This window comes from Helicobacter mastomyrinus (assembly GCF_039555295.1).
In the GTDB taxonomy this organism is placed as follows: Bacteria; Campylobacterota; Campylobacteria; order Campylobacterales; family Helicobacteraceae; genus Helicobacter_C; species Helicobacter_C mastomyrinus.
The window spans coordinates 629,298-647,725 of record NZ_CP145316.1 but is presented as its reverse complement, the minus strand read 5'-3'; the positions used below and the strand labels follow the sequence as shown (position 1 = coordinate 647,725).

Annotated in this window: 22 protein-coding genes; 4 read left to right on the top strand and 18 right to left on the bottom strand. The window is 38.8% G+C overall.

Annotated elements, in window-relative coordinates; all coding sequences use genetic code 11:
* The first annotated feature begins 8 nt into the window (after positions 1–8).
* The 4 genes from V3I05_RS03200 (at position 9) to V3I05_RS03185 (ending at position 3,104) form a co-directional block, all read left to right on the top strand.
* The gene (locus V3I05_RS03200; protein WP_343353992.1) at positions 9–137 is read left to right on the top strand and encodes a hypothetical protein; all 129 of its coding nucleotides are present in this window, start codon (positions 9–11) and stop codon (positions 135–137) included.
* A complete protein-coding gene (locus V3I05_RS03195; RefSeq protein WP_343353991.1) occupies positions 94–1,431 on the top strand; it encodes a phage portal protein family protein in 1,338 nt (445 codons plus the stop codon). Before V3I05_RS03200 ends, V3I05_RS03195 begins: the two co-directional genes overlap by 44 nt.
* Entirely contained in the window at positions 1,394–2,545 is a 1,152-nt protein-coding gene (locus tag V3I05_RS03190) for a phage minor head protein (RefSeq protein ID WP_343353990.1), read from the top strand. The genes V3I05_RS03195 and V3I05_RS03190 overlap by 38 nt, the downstream gene beginning before the upstream one ends.
* A gap of 97 nt (positions 2,546–2,642) precedes the next feature.
* Positions 2,643–3,104 carry a phage virion morphogenesis protein gene (locus tag V3I05_RS03185; protein ID WP_343353989.1) on the top strand — a complete coding sequence of 154 codons (462 nt, stop codon included), beginning with the start codon at positions 2,643–2,645 and terminating at the stop codon, positions 3,102–3,104.
* Positions 3,105–3,107: 3 nt separating this feature from the next.
* Here the strand turns inward: V3I05_RS03185 and V3I05_RS10635 are convergent, their stop codons facing one another.
* The 18 genes from V3I05_RS10635 to hypA form a co-directional block, all read right to left on the bottom strand.
* Positions 3,108–3,272: a S24 family peptidase gene (locus V3I05_RS10635; RefSeq protein WP_416372833.1), complete on the bottom strand. Its 165-nt coding sequence runs from the start codon at positions 3,270–3,272 to the stop codon at positions 3,108–3,110.
* 32 nt (positions 3,273–3,304) lie between these two features.
* Positions 3,305–3,748, bottom strand: coding sequence for a hypothetical protein (locus V3I05_RS03180; protein WP_300451074.1), 444 nt, complete (start codon positions 3,746–3,748; stop codon positions 3,305–3,307).
* Positions 3,749–4,626: 878 nt separating this feature from the next.
* Positions 4,627–4,887 (bottom strand): hypothetical protein, encoded by a 261-nt coding sequence (locus V3I05_RS03175; RefSeq protein WP_343353987.1) that lies wholly within the window; start codon positions 4,885–4,887, stop codon positions 4,627–4,629.
* Positions 4,877–5,965 carry an N-6 DNA methylase gene (locus V3I05_RS03170; protein ID WP_425531743.1) on the bottom strand — a complete coding sequence of 363 codons (1,089 nt, stop codon included), beginning with the start codon at positions 5,963–5,965 and terminating at the stop codon, positions 4,877–4,879. The genes V3I05_RS03175 and V3I05_RS03170 overlap by 11 nt, the downstream gene beginning before the upstream one ends.
* Positions 5,966–6,053: 88 nt before the next feature.
* A complete protein-coding gene (gene ilvD / locus V3I05_RS03165; RefSeq protein WP_295701719.1) occupies positions 6,054–7,874 on the bottom strand; it encodes a dihydroxy-acid dehydratase in 1,821 nt (606 codons plus the stop codon).
* Positions 7,875–7,896: 22 nt separating this feature from the next.
* Positions 7,897–9,303: a sodium-dependent transporter gene (locus V3I05_RS03160; RefSeq protein WP_343353984.1), complete on the bottom strand. Its 1,407-nt coding sequence runs from the start codon at positions 9,301–9,303 to the stop codon at positions 7,897–7,899.
* Between the two features lie 75 nt (positions 9,304–9,378).
* Entirely contained in the window at positions 9,379–9,759 is a 381-nt protein-coding gene (locus tag V3I05_RS03155) for a GtrA family protein (protein ID WP_300449062.1), read from the bottom strand.
* 179 nt (positions 9,760–9,938) lie between these two features.
* Positions 9,939–10,082, bottom strand: a complete 144-nt coding sequence (locus V3I05_RS03150; protein ID WP_300449063.1) for a hypothetical protein — start codon at positions 10,080–10,082, stop codon at positions 9,939–9,941.
* 18 nt (positions 10,083–10,100) lie between these two features.
* On the bottom strand, positions 10,101–10,715 hold the full coding sequence (locus V3I05_RS03145) for a hypothetical protein (RefSeq protein ID WP_343353982.1): 615 nt from the start codon (positions 10,713–10,715) through the stop codon (positions 10,101–10,103).
* Positions 10,625–11,230: a hypothetical protein gene (locus V3I05_RS03140; RefSeq protein ID WP_300451091.1), complete on the bottom strand. Its 606-nt coding sequence runs from the start codon at positions 11,228–11,230 to the stop codon at positions 10,625–10,627. The genes V3I05_RS03145 and V3I05_RS03140 overlap by 91 nt, the downstream gene beginning before the upstream one ends.
* A 1-nt stretch (position 11,231) precedes the next feature.
* Positions 11,232–11,585, bottom strand: coding sequence for a class I SAM-dependent methyltransferase (locus tag V3I05_RS03135; RefSeq protein ID WP_300451094.1), 354 nt, complete (start codon positions 11,583–11,585; stop codon positions 11,232–11,234).
* A complete protein-coding gene (locus tag V3I05_RS03130) occupies positions 11,560–11,868 on the bottom strand; it encodes a hypothetical protein (protein ID WP_300451096.1) in 309 nt (102 codons plus the stop codon). The genes V3I05_RS03135 and V3I05_RS03130 overlap by 26 nt, the downstream gene beginning before the upstream one ends.
* On the bottom strand, positions 11,865–13,601 hold the full coding sequence (locus tag V3I05_RS03125) for an LIC_10190 family membrane protein (RefSeq protein WP_343353980.1): 1,737 nt from the start codon (positions 13,599–13,601) through the stop codon (positions 11,865–11,867). The genes V3I05_RS03130 and V3I05_RS03125 overlap by 4 nt, the downstream gene beginning before the upstream one ends.
* Positions 13,601–15,577 (bottom strand): LIC_10190 family membrane protein, encoded by a 1,977-nt coding sequence (locus V3I05_RS03120; RefSeq protein WP_343353978.1) that lies wholly within the window; start codon positions 15,575–15,577, stop codon positions 13,601–13,603. The genes V3I05_RS03125 and V3I05_RS03120 overlap by 1 nt, the downstream gene beginning before the upstream one ends.
* A 1-nt stretch (position 15,578) precedes the next feature.
* The gene (locus V3I05_RS03115; RefSeq protein ID WP_343353976.1) at positions 15,579–16,379 is read right to left on the bottom strand and encodes a glycosyltransferase family 2 protein; all 801 of its coding nucleotides are present in this window, start codon (positions 16,377–16,379) and stop codon (positions 15,579–15,581) included.
* Between the two features lie 80 nt (positions 16,380–16,459).
* Positions 16,460–17,590, bottom strand: coding sequence for a lipid-A-disaccharide synthase (gene lpxB / locus V3I05_RS03110; RefSeq protein WP_300449069.1), 1,131 nt, complete (start codon positions 17,588–17,590; stop codon positions 16,460–16,462).
* On the bottom strand, positions 17,590–18,039 hold the full coding sequence (locus tag V3I05_RS03105; RefSeq protein WP_300449070.1) for a hypothetical protein: 450 nt from the start codon (positions 18,037–18,039) through the stop codon (positions 17,590–17,592). The genes lpxB and V3I05_RS03105 overlap by 1 nt, the downstream gene beginning before the upstream one ends.
* Before the next feature lie 20 nt (positions 18,040–18,059).
* Positions 18,060–18,416 carry a hydrogenase/urease nickel incorporation protein HypA gene (gene hypA / locus V3I05_RS03100; protein WP_295701743.1) on the bottom strand — a complete coding sequence of 119 codons (357 nt, stop codon included), beginning with the start codon at positions 18,414–18,416 and terminating at the stop codon, positions 18,060–18,062.
* Positions 18,417–18,428: the final 12 nt, after the last annotated feature.

The following is an 18,428-nucleotide window of genomic DNA, read 5'->3' as shown; positions in this document are numbered from 1 at the left end:
GAGTGCAAATGAATATCAAAAACCTTTTTAAAAAGCCTTTAAAAGGACTTAAAACACCGCATATAAACTTTAGAGCCAAGCTATCAAAACTATGTGCCAAATGCGATAAGTTTTTCACAAGTAAAATCCGCACTTAATGCGGAGAGTTTAAGTGAAGTGATTGCGTGTTTTGAGCATTTTAAACGCTTTGATACGCAAATTGCAAGTGAGCTTAATAAACGTAGGAGTAATCTCATCGGTAAGCCTATTGTGGTGCAAAGCGATGATAAAGCCCAAGATATATTTCTTCAAGAGCTAAGTAAAAGTCGTAATTTTAGAAAGTTTCTCTATGAGTGTAGCTCTGCCATTGCTTATGGCTTTGCGAGTTTTATTATCAATTATAGACAAGAAAATAGCAGAATCTACCCTCAATTTGAGTTTATCTCACCTCGCTATTTTGAAAGCAATAATGCCTTTATGCCCTATGTTTCTCAAGGTGGGAATAAGATATATCTTAAGGACAATACAGATATATGGACGCATTATCACCCCACAGACACAGGCAACATCATTGAGCAATCTTTAATCTATAAAATCATATCCATTGCCTCACTTAAACATATCTCGCTTATGAAATATATGAGCTATCTTGATAGCTATGCGATTCCACCACTTATTATCAAAAGCGATAGTCTTAGCAATGAAGAAGATAGTAAAGCTATTTTAAAATCAGCGCTTGCCCTAAGAAGCAATAGCGTGGGGCTTTTTGGAGCAAATGATATGGTAGAGGTAGTTAATGGTAATGTAGATAAAGGCACATTTTTAGAATTTGTGCGCTATTGTGATGAGAGTATTTCTAAGCTCATCACAGGGCAGGTTTTGAGCTCCAATTCTACACAAAATGGCACGCAGGCACTCGGCAATATCCATAATGAAATGCAAAAAAATGCCACAGACTTTGACGCTTTTTTGTTAAGTGAGAGTGTGTATTCGCTTTTAACTCAACTCTTAGCTCTTAATTTTGCTACTCCTGCACCTTTTAGTTTTGAAATTGATACCAACACAGAAAAAGATGAGAAACTTCAAGCCGATACTTATCTTATCCTCTCTCAAATGGGTGTGAAAATCCCCATAGAACATTTAGAGAAAACCTTTAAAATCTCGCATTTAAGCTATGCAGATTCTACGCAAACTTCTCACAATTTATCATTCAACAAAGCTCAAGACTTACTCACAGGGCAAGAACTAGAGATTGATAAAGCCTTGCAAGATGTGAATCCTAAGAGCGAGTTTGATTTGGGAGCATTTTTAAAAGATTGCAAGAGTTATGAGCAGGCAGCACAAAAGATTGCTTTGAGTTTTAAGGGAGAGGATTTGCTTTTAAAAGAGCAAGAGCTAATGAGGCTTTTTCTTAATGGCGCACTCTTTGGGGCAGATGATGTTACACTTTGATTTCAATCTACCACCAAGCGAGGCTATCGCTTATTTGCAAAGCAAAAAGCCTGAAGTGCTTAATGAGCTTTCCACCCTAAAACATAATATTTATAATCGTGTTTTTACTATTAAAGGCATTGCCAATGTAGATTTATTAAGCGATATGCAAAAATCTTTAAGCTTAGCATTGCTTCAGGGACAGGAGTTTAAAGAGTGGAAGCAAAACGTGCAAAGTTTGCTTACCCAAAGTAATACCCCCCTTAACCCAAAAAGACTAAAGCAAATTTATCATCAAAATATCCTTAACTCTTATAATCAAGGGCGTAAAATGACACAAGATAATCTCAAAGGTGAGATATATTATCGCTATGTAGCTATAAATGATTCGCGCACGAGGCTTTCACATAAGCTTTTGCATAATACTATCTTGCCCCGTGAGCATAGCTTTTGGGAGAAGCATTATCCTGGGGCTGATTTTGGGTGTAGATGTAGAGTGGAGGCTTATACTAAGGAGCAGCTTGATAGATTTGGCTTAAAGGTAAGTAATATAAGTGATATGCCAAATGTGCAAGAAGCAACATTTGATATAAGTGATAATAATGCGGCTCTTGCTCACATTCTTAATCAAAAACTTAAAATCCACGCGAATAATCCAAATGCTATCACAAGGCTAAAAGCCATAGCAGCATTTATACAGCAAAGAAATGTAAGGTTTAAGGAGATAAATGAGCTATGGCGCACATCGGACTTACAAAAAACTGCCTCTATTTGCAAAATACCAAAGCAACTACAAAAGATATTTGCTAATGAAGCAGAACATATCCGCATAAGCACGAGTGTTATAAATGACCATAAAAGCAGACACCCAGAAATTGATGCTTTTGATTATACGCTTATAGCGGATATGATAGAGCATATAGATTCTATATATCAAGATGAGAAATCTAGCGTGAAATATATCTTGCTGAACAAACTTGATAGGTGGTATAGATTAAGTCTCAAAAGCTTAAGTGATAAAAAGGAAGTTTGGGTGGAGAGCTTACTAGCAGTAGATAATAAAGAAGTCTTGCTTAAAAATCTCAAAAATAAAAAAGTGATTTATTCACAGCCACAAAACGCAAGAAAGCTCTAGACTTGCACACTACTTTTCAAGTGGAATGGGATACTCCAGCTTATTTTCTTTTGTGGCAGAAGCAATTATACCATATCTTTACAAAAAAGGAGAGGCTATGCCAAAATATATGAGTTTTGATGAGCTAAGAGGACAAATGCAAAGCTTAGAGTTAAGGCTCAAAGACACAGAGCCACTAATGGCACATATTGCTAATACTCTAGCTCTCTTTACCTCACAATCTTTTGAAAAAGAGACCTCACCCTTTGGGGAAAAGTGGAAGCCTTTATCATCTGCTACGCTTAAAAAGAGCAAGGGCTTAAAGAAAAAGCTTGTAGATAAAGGCAAACTGATAAATTCTATTCACACTTCACATACTGCCAAGAGTGCAAGTATAGGCACAAATGTAGTGTATGCGAGGATTCATCAATTTGGTGGTAAAGCAGGGAGAAATCATAAAACTATCATTCCTGCTCGGGCATTTCTACCTATCAATGATAAGGGTAATGTCCCTCAATCTTTGCAAGATGAATTGCAAGAGCTTGTGCAGGAGTATATTTTAGGGGTATTTCTTAAGTAATCATCACACAGGAGCAATCACCCCTCGTATCCGCCCTATAATTTCTACCTCATTAAGCGCATAGCTTAATGGCTCATAGTTAAGATTTGCGGAGATAAGCTCTAGGCTTTTATCTTTGATAAAACAATGCTTGATAAAAAGTCCATCATTTGTCCTTATCGCATAAATCTTGCCATTTTTGACTTCACGTTCTTTATAGCTTACAAGGCATAAGCTCCTATCGGTGATGTATGCTCCATACTCTCACCAAGTGCGAGTATAAGCTCACAATCTCTCACTTTTAAATGTGCTAAAATGCGCTCATCAAATATCACTTCTTGTGATTGTATGCTTTCATTGATACAGCCTCCACCCAAAGAGGCATTAGCACTATAAAGTTTTAAAATCTTGTAATGCTCGAAAGTATGAACACTCTCTTTTGGTGCACTCCCATAGAAAAAGGTATTGATACAGATGTGCTTAGATTCTAAAAAATCCATAATGGCTTTGTAAGGAATAGAGTTTTTAAACTTTGCTTGAGCGAGGGTATTTGGCGACATATTAAGAGCTTTTGCCACATCGATGTCTTTAGGCTTTAGGATAGAATCTGTGGCAAGTATGTCTTTAATGCGCTCTATGATTTCTCTAAAGGTGAGCTGTGGCATTGTGAATCCTTATAATAAATAAGTGATTGTAACAAATGCGAGAGTGAGAGTAGCACAAAGATGAGAAAAAATAATGAAGTGTGAGGGAAAGGGATTTTAAGGGGCTTTAAAAGGGTTTTTAATATCTTTTTAAAATGCGTATGGTGGGTGTTTAAAAGATTTAATGGTTTTTTGAATGAGTAGTATATGATGGGGCTAATGGCTGGGAGATAAGATAAGGCAAGAGAACATAAGAGAGATTATGGAGCTTTTTAAAGGTTGGGAATAAGAGGCTTAAAGGGCTAGTTTTACTGCTGGGGATTATTTACTTAAATTTAATTGTTTGAAATCAAAGTCAAATCTCTCACTTTGATTTCAAACGCGAAATGACTTTGATTTTACGCGAGGGGTTACATAATCCCCGCACCTAAAAGCATAAGAGATGGCATTTAAATCCTTTATGATGATATTTGTATGTAATTACAACATTATTGAAAAAAATAGCAAATGCTATAAGCACTTAAGGCTTTGCAAAAGTCCATAATCTACAAAATAGTTTGCAATCTAATAAAATTTAATAGGTTGCTTTGTCCTCACTCCTCACAATGGTAGAATAGCAAATATAGAGTTTATAGCAATATTTTCATATTTTGAGAAGCAAATATTTATAAAATGCAACAATAGGCAAACACTTTGTTTGCAGCCTATAAAGTAGAATCCTCTCTTTTGTTTCCTCACAATATTGAAAAAAATAAAGATGTAGCACGACAAATCTGCTGTCTATAAAATCCTCATTTTTAAGATTCTGCAAAAATGTGCAAAGATTTTCAATCTCTGCCTTGTTGATAATCCCCCACTGCACAAAATAATATAAATATTCACTTAGCTCATAAAGTGCCTTATTTTTCCCATTTGCTCCTACAAAATGCGTCTCTTGCAGAGTGCTTAAAGCAAGTTTTTTTTATTCCTCTTATCCACATCATAGCCGATTTGCCATTCAATATAATGTTTTTGCGAAAATGGAATTTTTTTGTCGCCGTTGGGATTCCATATTCATAAAAGCTATTTCTTATCTTTACTCTAATCTTACCGCTTTGTGTTGTAAGCGGAATCTCTACACGAATTTTCTTATCTTTTACATTTACACTTTCAATCCTCATAATGCTCCCCTAACAAATCTTTGAAATACTGCATTATATCCTCGCTTAGAATCTTACTCTCACTTGCTTTGATAAATGCAGATTCTAAGGCTTGAAATTTCTTAAAATCTATCAAAATATCACAATTTCCTAGATAATAAGGAATATGCTTGATGATTTGCTTAAACACATCAACATAGCAGTAAAGACTATATTTATCCTGTGTAACATACACTGCATTTGCAGTATTTTTGCTTATAAATGTTTTGGAGCGGCGGAGGGCATTAATATCGCGTAGAGTATAAAACATCGCCACTTTGTGCTTTGAATCCACACGCTTTTTATTTGGATATTTATCAATATATTGTGCGATAAAATCAAAATCATTGAGCCTAAAAGATTTGTCCTCACGAGTTTTAAAAGAAAAATTACAAATAAAATCAAAATCCATTCCTTGATTGTCTCTTTCATACAAGGCAATAACAATAGGAAAAAATCCCAAAGATTTAGGGCAAAAGATTTGTGAGCTAATGATTGTAGAATCCAATAGGCGATAGTGTTTAGTAAAGTTTTTTAAGGATTTAAAGTTTGATTCTTTAATCAAATAAGAAAGCGGGTGAAGCACACAGATATAATCCGCTTTTAATATATCAAATGAACGTAAAAAGCTAATGCCTATATCTCGCGCTTTAAGTTGAGAATCCACAGGGTTAGAATCTGTGCTTTTAAGGTGATTTTGCACGATAGAGGTTTTATCGTTATAAGGTGGATTACCTACGATAATGAGTTTAGAAGATTCTAAAATATTAAATTTTTCTCTTGAGACATTTTGCAAGGAGTTTGTATGGAGGAATAAAGGTGCAATGGCATAATCTTTAAAAATTTTTTGAGCCTTTTGCAAGGCTTGTTTATCAATATCTGCGCCAATAATTTGAGTAAATTGTCTATTTAGGAAACTTTGTGGAATCTCTAAAAAACTCCCATAACCACAAGAGCTATCAAGCAAAACATAATTTTTTATATCAATTTTAGCATTTAAAAGCATTTGATACACAAGGCACACGATAGAATCCGGCGTGTAAAAACTCCCTTGATTAATTGTTTGGATTCTGTCTAAATATGCTTGGGCTGTCATTTAATAAGTCTCACTTAATATCTTTGATTCCTTGTAGTAGTAAGATCTTTCTTCACAGCTCTGTTTTTAGCACAGCACCATTGGCGGCATTGCTCACTAATAGCGCATAACGTTTGAGCCACTTGCTTTTAATGTCCTTTTTTATCGGCTGCCATTTAGCACGGCGCGATTCTAAAATCACAGAATCTACCAAGAGTTCTAAAACCCCTTCACTCACGGAGATTCTAATCTTATCTCCATCTTCAATAAGCCCAATCAAGCCTCCCTCTGCTGCTTCAGGGCTTATATGCCCGATACACGCCCCGCGAGTAGCTCCGCTAAAGCGTCCATCGGTGATAAGCGCGACAGATTCACCTAAACCCATTCCCATAATGAGGCTTGTAGGGCTTAGCATCTCTTGCATTCCCGGTCCCCCTTTAGGTCCCTCATAGCGAATCACGACAACATTCCCCGCCTTTACCTTGCCGCCAGCAATGCCTTTAATCGCCTCGTCTTGCGAGTTAAAGCACACTGCGCTTCCTTCAAACTCTTTCATAGATTCCGCCACTGCGGCGACTTTCAAAACTGCGCCTTGTGTGGCGAGATTCCCATAAAGGATTTTCAAGCCCCCCACAGGCGAGTAGGCATTGTCATTATGGCGGATAATGCTAGAATCTGTGATATTTGCACTTTGAATACGCTCTCCTAACTTCTCACCTGTGATCGTAAGCGCGTCTAAATAGAGAATAGATTGTGTAGAATCTGGATTTGCAAGTGTGGGTGAATTTGTGCTACTAGAATCTTGGCATTCTAAGATTTGAGATGAGTTTTTAGGGTTGTGCGAGGCATTCAATGTAGGGGATTTATCGCTAAATCCTAAATCCCGCTTGGCGACTTCATTCATTACAGCAGAAACTCCTCCAGCTCGGTTAATATCCTCCATATGCACGGTGCTAAGGGCGGGGGCAATTTTAGCGATGTGGGCGACATTTTGCGCGATTGCATTAATGGATTGGAGGTCAAAATCCACTTCTGCCTCTTTGGCAATGGCGAGCATATGTAAAATCGTATTCGTGCTACCACCCATTGCCATATCCACAACAAAGGCATTATGCACGGCTTTTTTGTTGAGGATATTGCGGAATTTAAATTGCTCACTTTTGCCCTCATCAAGTGCAATTTCTACGATTCGTCTCGCTGCTTGGCGCAAGAGTGCCTCTCGTTCAGGGGTAAGCGCAGGAATCGTGCCATTGCCCGGCAGTGCTACGCCCATAGCCTCACACAACGTATTCATAGAATTTGCAGTAAACATTCCGCTACAGCTCCCACCACCCGGACAGGCTTTGCATTCTATCTCGTGTAGCCTTTTCTCATCGATTTTACCTTCACTATATGCGCCTACTGCTTCAAAAGCAGAGTTTAAATCCAAAATCGTGCCGTCTTCTAGCTTGCCCGCACGCATTGGACCACCACTTACAAAGATTGTCGGCACATTCACGCGCAATGCCCCCATAAGCATACCCGGCACGATTTTATCGCAGTTTGGGATACAAATCATCGCGTCTAGCGCGTGTGCATTCATCATCGTTTCGATAGAATCCGCAATCAGCTCGCGGCTTGGCAGAGAGTAGAGCATACCGCTATGCCCCATTGCGATTCCATCATCTACACCAATCGTGTTAAACTCAAAAGGCACGCCGCCCGCAGCGCGAATCTCCTCTTTAATAATCGCGGCATATTTGTTTAAGAAAAAATGCCCGGGAATGATGTCAATATAGCTATTTGCCACGCCGATAAAGGGCTTATCAAAATCTGCATCTTGTAATCCTGTGGCGCGTAATAAGCTCCTGTGCGGAGCTTTTTGATAGCCTTTTTTGATGATGTCGCTTCGCATAAAAACTCCTTATTGTTGTGATTTAGTGGCTTTTCTCATATCTTATTGCCTCAAAGATAAAGCTTGCAATGTCTTTCCCTGTGAAAAACTGCACACATACGGCTAGTAGTATCACAATAGTAATCAAAGGCGCGACATAGCGCATAAGAAAATACCAAATGTGAAACATAATAGGGGTAAAAAATCCCGCGCTAAAGCTTTGTAATTGCGCCTTTGGCACAACCCAGCCCATAAAGATTACAGCTAAAAGCCCACCAAGTGTCATAATGATATTAGCAGAGAGAAATTCCACTACGTCCATAAGCGACTTTGCCCCAAAGGTAAGATAGCTGCTTAAAGGTGTGGAAATAGAGCCAATAATCACCATTCCAAGCACAAAAACAGCCCCCACAATGCTCCAAGTAGCTTTTGCTCGGCTGTATTTAGCATTTTCGCATACATACATCACGGCGGGTTCAAGCAGTGAGATAGCAGAAGTGATTCCTGCGAAACTAAAGGCTATGAGGAATAAATAAGCGATAATATTGCCTAATATCCCCAAATGTGAGAGCATAACAGGCAAGGTGATAAAGATAAGCCCCGCTCCCGCACCCACTTCGCCATTGTATTCATACACGAAGGTAAAAATCATAAGCCCAGCCATAATAGCAATGACCACGCCAGAAAGCACTATCCACAAGGCGCTTTTGAAAAGATTTTGAGTCTCTTGCGAGGAGGCAGCATAAGTGATGATAATCCCAACTCCAAGTGAAAGCGAGAAAAACACCTGCCCTAGAGAATCTACAAATACATTAAGATTAAGCGCCTTTTTTAGCTCCTCTGTATTGAAACTTAGCATAAATGCCACTGCCTTACTAAAAGATTCCATACTCATCGCATAAAGCAATAATCCAAAAAAGATAAGAAATAATAGAGGTGTAAGAATGAGATTAAGTCGCTCAATGCCCCTTTTTACCCCGCGTGAAATCACCCAGCCGCTTAACCCCATCACAAAGAGTAAGCCCAAGCTCTGCAGGATAAAGCCCTGTGTGTAGAGGTCATTAAAAATCGCTGTGGAGCTTTCTATGTCGGTAGGGAGGTTAAAGCTAACAAAAAAAAGATAGTAAAACACCCAGCCTAGCACAATGGCATAAAATGAGAGAATAATAGGACCGCCAATGAGAGTAAGCCCAGCATATCGCCATCTTTTGCGATGAGGAGGAGCGAGATTCTCATAACTTTTAAAGGCATTTGCCCTGCCTTTGTTGCCAAGGAGCATTTCACCAACAAGCATTGCAATGCCAATAGAGAGTGCCAAAAATAAATAGAGTAAGACAAACGCCCCCCCCCCATTTGTCCCCGCCATATAGGGAAATCGCCAAATATGCCCTAAGCCAATGGAGCTGCCAAGGGCTGCGAGAATAAAGCCGATTTTGCCAAAACTATTCATATTGAGCCTTGTGTAGGATTTAAGATAGCGTGTATTCTACTATTTTTAGGCATTAATGCCTAAAAATAAGCAAATTTATCGATATATCACAAATTGCCTTAACCCAAAGTTAAAGATGAATGCTACCCCTGTGGCAAGAATCTTGCCCAACATTTCATATAAGCTTAACCACTCCACGCAAATAAACAATATGGTTATATCAATGAGTAATCCCCCAAAGCTCACGAGATAAATAAGTGTGCCTTCTTTAAGAAGAGAGTATGTGCTAGAGCAGAAAATGAATTTTTTAGCTAAAAGAAAATTCCACAATGTCGCAATGATAAAGCTTATAAAGCCTGCAAGAAGATAATGTAAGTTTAAAAAGTGAAAGCATACGAAAAATATACACCAATTTACAATCGCCGCAGAACCCCCTACAAGGAGGTATTTAAAAAGATTAAGAGTATAGGGCTTCATATATCCTCCATAAGCTAAAAGGAGACATTATAGCATATCTAGGGCTGAGGCTTGAAAACTACTTTAATGGGAGTGGGGATAATGCCATAGTGGTGCAAAGTATGGGAAAAACCATCAAAAAACCACCTCTCCCACTGCCAATGCGGAAATGAGCGAGGCACGATGATGGTAAGGGAATCTTACCCTTGCTTACTTGCAAGCTGCGCGGCATTTACCCAAGATTTTGCATATTCTCTGTGGTAGAGATAAGATTCTCTAGGACGTTCTTTATAAGCCTCAAATGGGTGTAAGAAGGCAAAAAGTGAAACGCAGTTAAGTATCATCATAGACTTTTTGCTGTCTTAAAGAGTATGACAAGCCACACACATAAGCCACAGCATAGAGAGGAAAAGCCCACTGATGAGGTGAAACTTCGCTCCACATTTTGACACAAGTAAGATATAAACGCACATAAGGCTTATAATCCATAAAAATTGTGTAAGGATAAATGGACGCAAGGAGCTATCTTTATAGGCTTTTATAAGAATGCCTATGCCTGCGAGGATAAAGAGTGTAAGGAATCCTGTGCGCAGGAGTTTGAGGCTATTATACATATATGAGATACCAAAAGAGAGGTTAAAAGCCCCGCAATACTCTGCTCTACCAGAATGTATGTCATAGTATGCGGCTACACACCACATAAGCAGACACACAAGGCAGATAAGTCCATATAAGCCTAATGTTTTCAAAAAGCTAAAAAGGCGATAGAAATGCTTTGTATCTTTTGCGATAAAATAGCAATATTCTACAAATAAGCTTATGCCACAAAAACTAGCAAGGATTAAACTTGCACTTATGATAGAAAATTGCGCGAGATAAAGAATGACTACCCCCCCCCCGTTAGAATCCACAGGGGTTGGGGTGCTATGGTGATGGGCTTTTGCACAAGATTTAATCGCAGGGCAAGTAAATAGCACACGATACAAAGCAAGGCGAGATTAAGCACATTGGGGATAATGTAAAAACTAATGAGGGTGAAAATGTACCCCATACCTTCAGCTTGTAAGTCTGCAGGGAGAAGCAAAGGCATACTATGAGCCTTCATCATACAAAATCCACTAATAATAAAAATACTTGTGATACAAAGCCCAAGCCACTTTGAAGCGCCAAAACTAAGGATAAGGCGATAGAGAATAATACTTAGCAGTGTATAAACAACACTTAGAGTGATAGCACTCATAAGTATGATAGAATCGATAAAGTCTAGCCCACTTAAAGGCATAATCACATATACGCTTATAATCCCCATACCCGTTTGTATCATTGGAGGGAGCAGCCGAGCGGGAATCCACGAATACATAGTAGGTTTAAGAGAACCATACGTACTCATCATTTGCCAATCATCGCCCCAAAATGGCACAATAGGGTAGGCAAACCCAAAAAACAGCATAAAAATGATAAATATGCAAACAAAATAAGATTTTACACCCAATTTAACGCTCCTTTTCTATCACGGCAAAGTTATTCATACCCAGCTGAAAATATGTGTGTTTCACAAGGCGGAGATGAGGTGAAGCGGCTACAAGCGATGTTAAATCCTTTCTATCATAATAGCGTTTATGGTCTCTTATCTCCTTCTCACTCACAATTTTTAGCCTAAAGCTTAGAAACTCTAGCACAGGCTTTGCAAGGTGGCTTGGGACGGTGAGGATTAAGCACCCACCAGGCTTTAGCACCCTTGCGATTTCACACATCATATCAAAGGGATAATACAAATGTTCGAGCACCGCCAAGAGACTTACTACCTCAAAACTCTCGTTTTCAAATGGCAGGTGGCAATGCCCCAAGTAGGTGGCATTTTCCCAACTTTGTACTATCCCCCCCCCCCGCTTCAGAATCTTTAGATTCAAAAAAGTAGGAAAATGTATGAATCTTTTGCGTTTGTATAATCGGGGCTTTGAAGTCAATCCCCACACCCTTGTAGATAAAAGGCTCGATTTCTTTTAGGAGTCTTGCCTCCCAGCCGCAGCCTACATCAAGCACAGAGGGATTTTTGAATTGTTTGATGGTGGGTAATACACGCCCAAGTCGCATTTTGCGTAAAGTTTTTTCTAAAAGTGCTTCTTTCATTGGTGTTCCTTTTTTCCCTTGTGTGATTCTATGACATACATATCTCTACCTAAGAATGTCTTTTTGCTAAGTTTGGAGTTGAAATAGGCTGCGGCTGGGAGTGGGGCGTCATATACTCTATCGCCCTCTTTGGGGTAATATATAAGCAGATTAGAATCTGTGTGTTTGGAAGCAAGGGCGACTTGGGGAATCTTTTGAGATTCTTTCCTATCTATGGCGTTAAAGTGAATGTGATTGACACTTAAAGACGCACAGATATATAAAAAGCATAAGCCTAGCACATAATGCTCTTTATGGGAGAGAAAATACTGCAACACAAAACTTGCGCTAAAGGCAAAGACAGGAAAGAAGTATTGAAAGCCAAAACGCGGATCAGGAGCAGAGATAAACCAAAATACAATCCCTAGAATTAGCCCAAGGAATATAAACACATAGGGCTTTAGCTGTGTAAAATAAATCCTGCGCATAATGAGCAGTAAAAGTAAAAAGCCACAGGCATAGAAGCTTAATTGTAAAAGCATTTTAAATGTGCCATTCCAAAAAAAGAGTTTAAACCACACTTTAATCCACGAATAATCTTGTAGTAACACTTCTCTATCCGGGCTTCCTGCGACTTTAGCCCAATTATGAATCCCAAGCACTTCTCCTGCACGCCTGCTTTCATCAATCACCCAAGGTAAGAATCCTAGGTATCCCACTTTTGCAGGATAGGCAATCATACCTGATATGCAAATACCCTTTAGCGCCCAGAAAATCCCTAGTATCACGCAAAATCCGCAAATGTATATACAATTTTTGAGTGATGTAAGGCTGTATCTATGATATTGAAAATATAAAAGAAGCGCACACACGAGCAAAAAGAAAGCAGATATTTTGATATAAATGCTAAAAAATGCCATCACAAAAAGCAACACAAAGGCTAAAAACGTGTGGGTAAGGGACTTTTCAATCATAAAAATGATGTAGGCTACAAGGCTTAGCCCCAAGATTTCTAAAATGCCCTCCGCATACATACCCCCGCCAAGCCACCAAAAGTTTATAGATATGATGATAAAGCTAACACACATAAAAATATCATTGAGTAGCTTTGCTCTCAAGGCACAAAGACTTAAAAAAGTGCTTGTAAAAAAGAAAAAAGCAAAGATTTCACCTAGTAAAAAGCTGCGAATAGAGGGAAAAATATGTGAAACTTCCGTGAGGGCTGCAAAGTTGTAGAGGATATTATTAAAACCAAAACGTGTATGTATGTTTGCAATACCAAAGATAATGGGATATTCCTGTATCCACTTGATTGCCTGAATATGATATAAACCTGTGTCATAAGCACTCTCTACCCTAATGCTAAGGATACTTGCGAGTATGAATCCTGTTAAAAGCGCCAAGATTAAAGGGAGAAAATATGGTGTTTGCTGCTTGATAAAAGAAATCTCTTGCTTGAAGGATTTCATAAAATAGAGCAAACCAAATAGCAAAAAAATAATACTTACATAATGATTTATCGCTGTGAAAAAATGCAAAAATTGCACAATAATGCTTAAAGTGGCAATCCCTACGATGCCTTTGAGCAAGAGATTAAATTTTAAATCCACACTTTTTATAAAACGCTGATGGAAACCTAGTTTAAGGGCAAAATGCTGTAGAATCTTTATACCTAAGATTCCATAGCCAAAAGTTGAAGGTATCCACAAAAAAAGCGCAAGTATAATGCAGAGATTAACTATCATAGCTTCCATTATTCACCCCTCATATAGGCTTTGCGTCCTAAGATTTCAGTCTCTTTAATCTGTGCGTTAAAATAAGGAGTAGTAAGAAGCGGCTCATAAAGAACGCTTTGTGTATGGGCGGTTGGCTCATCTTTACGTATAAAGAGGGTAAGCCCATAGTGAGTTTGCTTCTCCTCTACATAGATAGGGCGGATTTTAGGCAGCTCTTTTATGCCGTATATAGATTTGCGATACATATTAGGAATACAAAGCAGCGAGGCGATGATGGCTAAGGGTACATAGAATCTTGCATATCTAAGGGGTAGAAGCAAGAGTATAAGCCACACAAGCACAATGGCAGGGCGTTGATTAAAAAACATAGGCAAGATGCTTATGATAAACAATCCAAGCATTATGTAGCGCAAATATGCTTTTGAAATATGTTGAATATGATAAAAGTTACAAGCATAGACAAAACCAAGCAAGGGGATAATATATACCATTCCAAAGCGTGGATCAGGACCGCTTACAAACCAAAATATAATTCCGCAAAGAAGCGCACAAAAAATACCAATATAGCCAGATAGGGACAAAGTAGTCTTTATATGAGGCTCAATCTTTTTATAAAGCACAAAGAGTATAAGGCTAAGAGCCATAGAAAGCCCAAAAACATATACAAAATGTTTAAAATACCACCCAAAATAACGTGTTTTCATACCAAGCCAATCCCATACCCACGTATAGCTTGAAAGTACTTCCGCGCAGTTTTGCCCCGGAGCGTGCGCCCAACTCATAATCCAGCATACTTCACTTTCTCGTTGGGTATTGCTCACCGCCCAAGGGAGAGATTCTAAATATAAGACACTTGCAGGGTAGGCTATCATACCTGAAGTCATCATACCCTTTAATACCCAAGGTAACACAAAAATGATACATAATCCACAAAGGAGGACATAGTGCTTTATATAGGCTTTGCTAAAGATTGTGTTTTTAAGTATAAAGATGGAGATAAGTATTGTTCCTAGCACGAGGGCGACATTAGTGATTTTAATCATTGTGGCAAAAAGAGCGATGATAAAGCAAAGCACAAGAATGCGTGTTTCTTTTGCTTGAATACTATGTAAAAGTAGAGCAAAGACAAGGATTCCAAGCACTGCTCCTATGCCCTCGGAATATAATCCAGCAAATTCTCCCCAAATCATAATAAAAGGGAAAGCAAAGCCGCAGCAGAATATAAAAAGATGAGTAATATCATTAAAATGGCGTTTTAAGAGTATATAAAATACGCTCATAAAAAACCCAAAATATATGATTTCATTTCCAATAAAGCTTCGCTCCTTCCCAAAAAGAAGGCTTACATCAGTTAAGGCATAGAAATTATAAATCAGTCCATTAAAGCCTAGTCTGCCGTGAATATTAGCAAGTCCAAAAATCACGGGGCTTTGCTGTATCCATGTTAAGATTTGTATATGGTAATTGACACTATCCCCCACAGAATCACTCAAAAAGCTAAAGGGCAAGATGGTACAAAAGCCAAGAACAGCGCTCGTAAGCAAATACGTATCAATATAAAAGGATTTGAGATGATAGATAAAAAGTGCTATGCTTAAGATTAAACATATAGAAGCAATAAGGCTGCTAATAGGGAGAAAAAAGTTGAGAATCTGCACGACAAGGCATAAAAAGAGCATACCAAGAATGAGTTGGGTAAGGATTTTTAAAATCGGCTGGGAAGCAAGAATGGAGCTGTTAAGCCTTAAGGATTCACTTTGTGAGTGTGGATAGGCACGTTGTATATATGATGAATTGTCTCCACAAGCTATCAGCGTATCTTTTGGATATTTTGCAGGGCTTTGTGGCACAGAGTGCGGCAAAGGAGTGTGTAGGCTGGAGAATCTAAGATACTTTTCATAGAGGCTAAATATAGCCCCACCATAGCCAAAACACGCCGCAATCCATAGCAAAAGCGCAAGGGTGATATAACAATTAGCGACCATCCAATCCATACTAATCCTTGAAGCGATATTTTACAATCGCCCATAATGCGCGAAATCCATCCTTAAGCCCGATTTTCTTACCTTCCTCATAAGTGCGCCCATAGTAGCTAATGCCTACTTCATAGACTCGAATGCCCTTAAGCTTAGCAATTTTTGCTGTGATTTCTGGCTCAAAGCCAAAGCGATTTTCCTCTATGGTGATATTTTGAATAATCTCTCTTTTAAATACCTTGTAACACGTCTCCATATCGGTTAGGTTGAGGTTAGTCATCATATTTGAAAGCAAGGTCAGTAAGCCATTTGCCATTCTATGCCAAAAGTAAAGCACCCGATGAGAATCTCCGCTCACAAATCGCGAGCCAAAGACGACATCGGCTACACCCTTTTGAAATGGCGCAAGAAGCTTGGGATATTCATTGGGGTCATATTCTAAATCCGCATCTTGTATCAGCACAATATCGCCTTTAGCCTCTGCTATACCTGTGCGTAAAGCCGCTCCTTTGCCTTGATTGATACTATGATAAAGAATACGTAAGGTGTCATTGGGATTTTGGGTATGATGAGGAGAATCTGTATAGCGAGATTCCAAGTTTTTAAGAATCTCCCTTGTGCCATCAGTGCTATAATCATCAACAATAATAATTTCTTTATGATAGGCAATTGTAACATTTTGCACGCATTCAATAATATGTGCAATTGTTTGCGTTTCGTTAAAACAAGGAATGATGATCGAGAGTGTGGGGAGGCTAGAATCTGTATTGTGAGAATGGGATAGGGTAGGTGAGCAAAGTTTTTTAGCCCCCCCCCCCATTGTCAGCTAAATGCGATAGCATAAAAGCTCCTCTTATGTGGGTGATGTTAAAAAAGCAGGATTATAACAAATTAAGTTAATTATAGCTTCAAGAGTTTTGTAAGAATCTCGGCGACGTTATTCCTACTGCCGTGCTTAAGATAAGCCCTTAACTCCTCTACTTTCGCAAAAAATACTTGCGGATTGCTCTCATAGTAGGCTTTAAGCAGATTTGCTGCATTCATTTCATTTTGTATAAATTCAGGGTGAATTTGCTTTTCTCCCATACGTGGGTTATTAAAATATAGGGCATTATAGAGAATATTAGCAAGTCCTATGTATTTAAGCTTCACAAAAGCACGAGCAATCATTACATCAATGCTTCTTGTCTTATAGCCTAGCACAAGAGGCGTGCCTATGAGCGTAGTTTGCAAGGTGGCAGTGCCTGAACACACAAAGGCAAAGCTGCTTTCATAAAGTGTAGCATTCGCATTAAAGCTTATTTCAAAATCATTTATATCCGCTCCATAGATGTGCGTAAGCTCTTGGGAGTTAAGATTCTTAAAATGTTCGGGCATAATCAGCACTTTAGGATTGGGGAGCTGCTTTGCCACCTCAACAAAAACAGGAAAAATCCGCGCAATCTCACTTTTACGGCTGCCGGGCATAAAGGCGATTTTGCCATCTTGTAGAGGCAGGGGCTTAGACTTTAGCTGTGGAATCTCATCAAGCAAGGGGTGTCCTACATAAGTTGCTTTGCACTCTGTATTTGCCTGAGGATACATATTTAATTCAAAGGGCAGGATAGCGCAGAGATAATCGCACACAGATTCTATCTGCCTTGCTCTCCAGGGCTTCCACGCCCACACTTGGGGCAAGATATAATACACAATAGGCACTTTGGTATTGCGTTTTTTTAAGGCTTTGGCGATAGGGAGATTGAAGCTTGAGCTATCCATTAGTAGCACTGCATCGCACTCTGTGGCAAGTTCGGTCATCTCATTGATAGTTTTTTTGAAAAATGTAAGCTTTTTTATCACGTCAAAAAAGCCCATAATTGCAAAGTCCTTGAGTGTATAAGAGGGCTTAGCGTTTTCAAAGTTGGCAAAAACATCTGGCTCAAACACGCCACAAATATGTATAGAGGGGTTAAGCTTTTGAGCAAGATATTTTAAATGGATATTTGCACTTGGCTCACACGCACTTATAAAAAGCCTCTTTGGCGCTTGCATTATCTCCCTTTTGGTTTTTTAGAATCCATATTGTTTATAGAGTGATTTTCCCCTATATGCGCTAGATTCTCTTCAAGTTGAAATTCACTCCTTAAATCCCGCAATTCTACACGTAATTTGGAGTTTTCTAATTCAAGTTCGGCAATTTCTGCTCGAAGAGCATTTTGAAGCTGATTATCTGCTTCTAGGGGTTGTGGCATTTGGGATTGCTTTTGTTCTAGGTTGTGGAGGGTGTTTTGTGCTAAAGTGATACATTCTCTTAATTCTTTGAGTTTAGTTTTAGAGATTTTGATTTCTTCGTGATATTGGGCGACTTCGAGGCGGAGCTTTTGCCGCTCGTATTCAAAGAAGCCTACAATATCCCAAAGATTCTGTGTTTGTGGATTATATTTGAGGAATTTTTCAAAGACTTGTTCATCAAGTTTTTGGGCTAAGGGCTTATCTTGCATTGGCATATATCCTTTAAATTTTAAGATGGCACATCAAGTTCAAGGCTTAAGAGATGTAATTCTTTGCCTTGAGTGATGATAACTTGCTGAGATTGGCACATCGGGCAAGTGCTATATGTGTAATTTTCTCCATTGAAATCATAATCGCAATTCTGGCAATGCAGTACAATAGGCTGATAGGCTATCTCAAGCTCGGCTTTTTCGCAGATAGATGATTGTGTCCTAAAAGTCTCAAACGCACTTTTGATAAGCGCACTATCTACGCCGCTACGTTCGCCAATAGCAATGCGCACTTTGGCAATACTGGTAGCATTATATGCCTTTGCATTAGATTCACACATTTCAATGAGCGAGGCGACAATGGAGTATTCGTGCATTTACACTTTTCC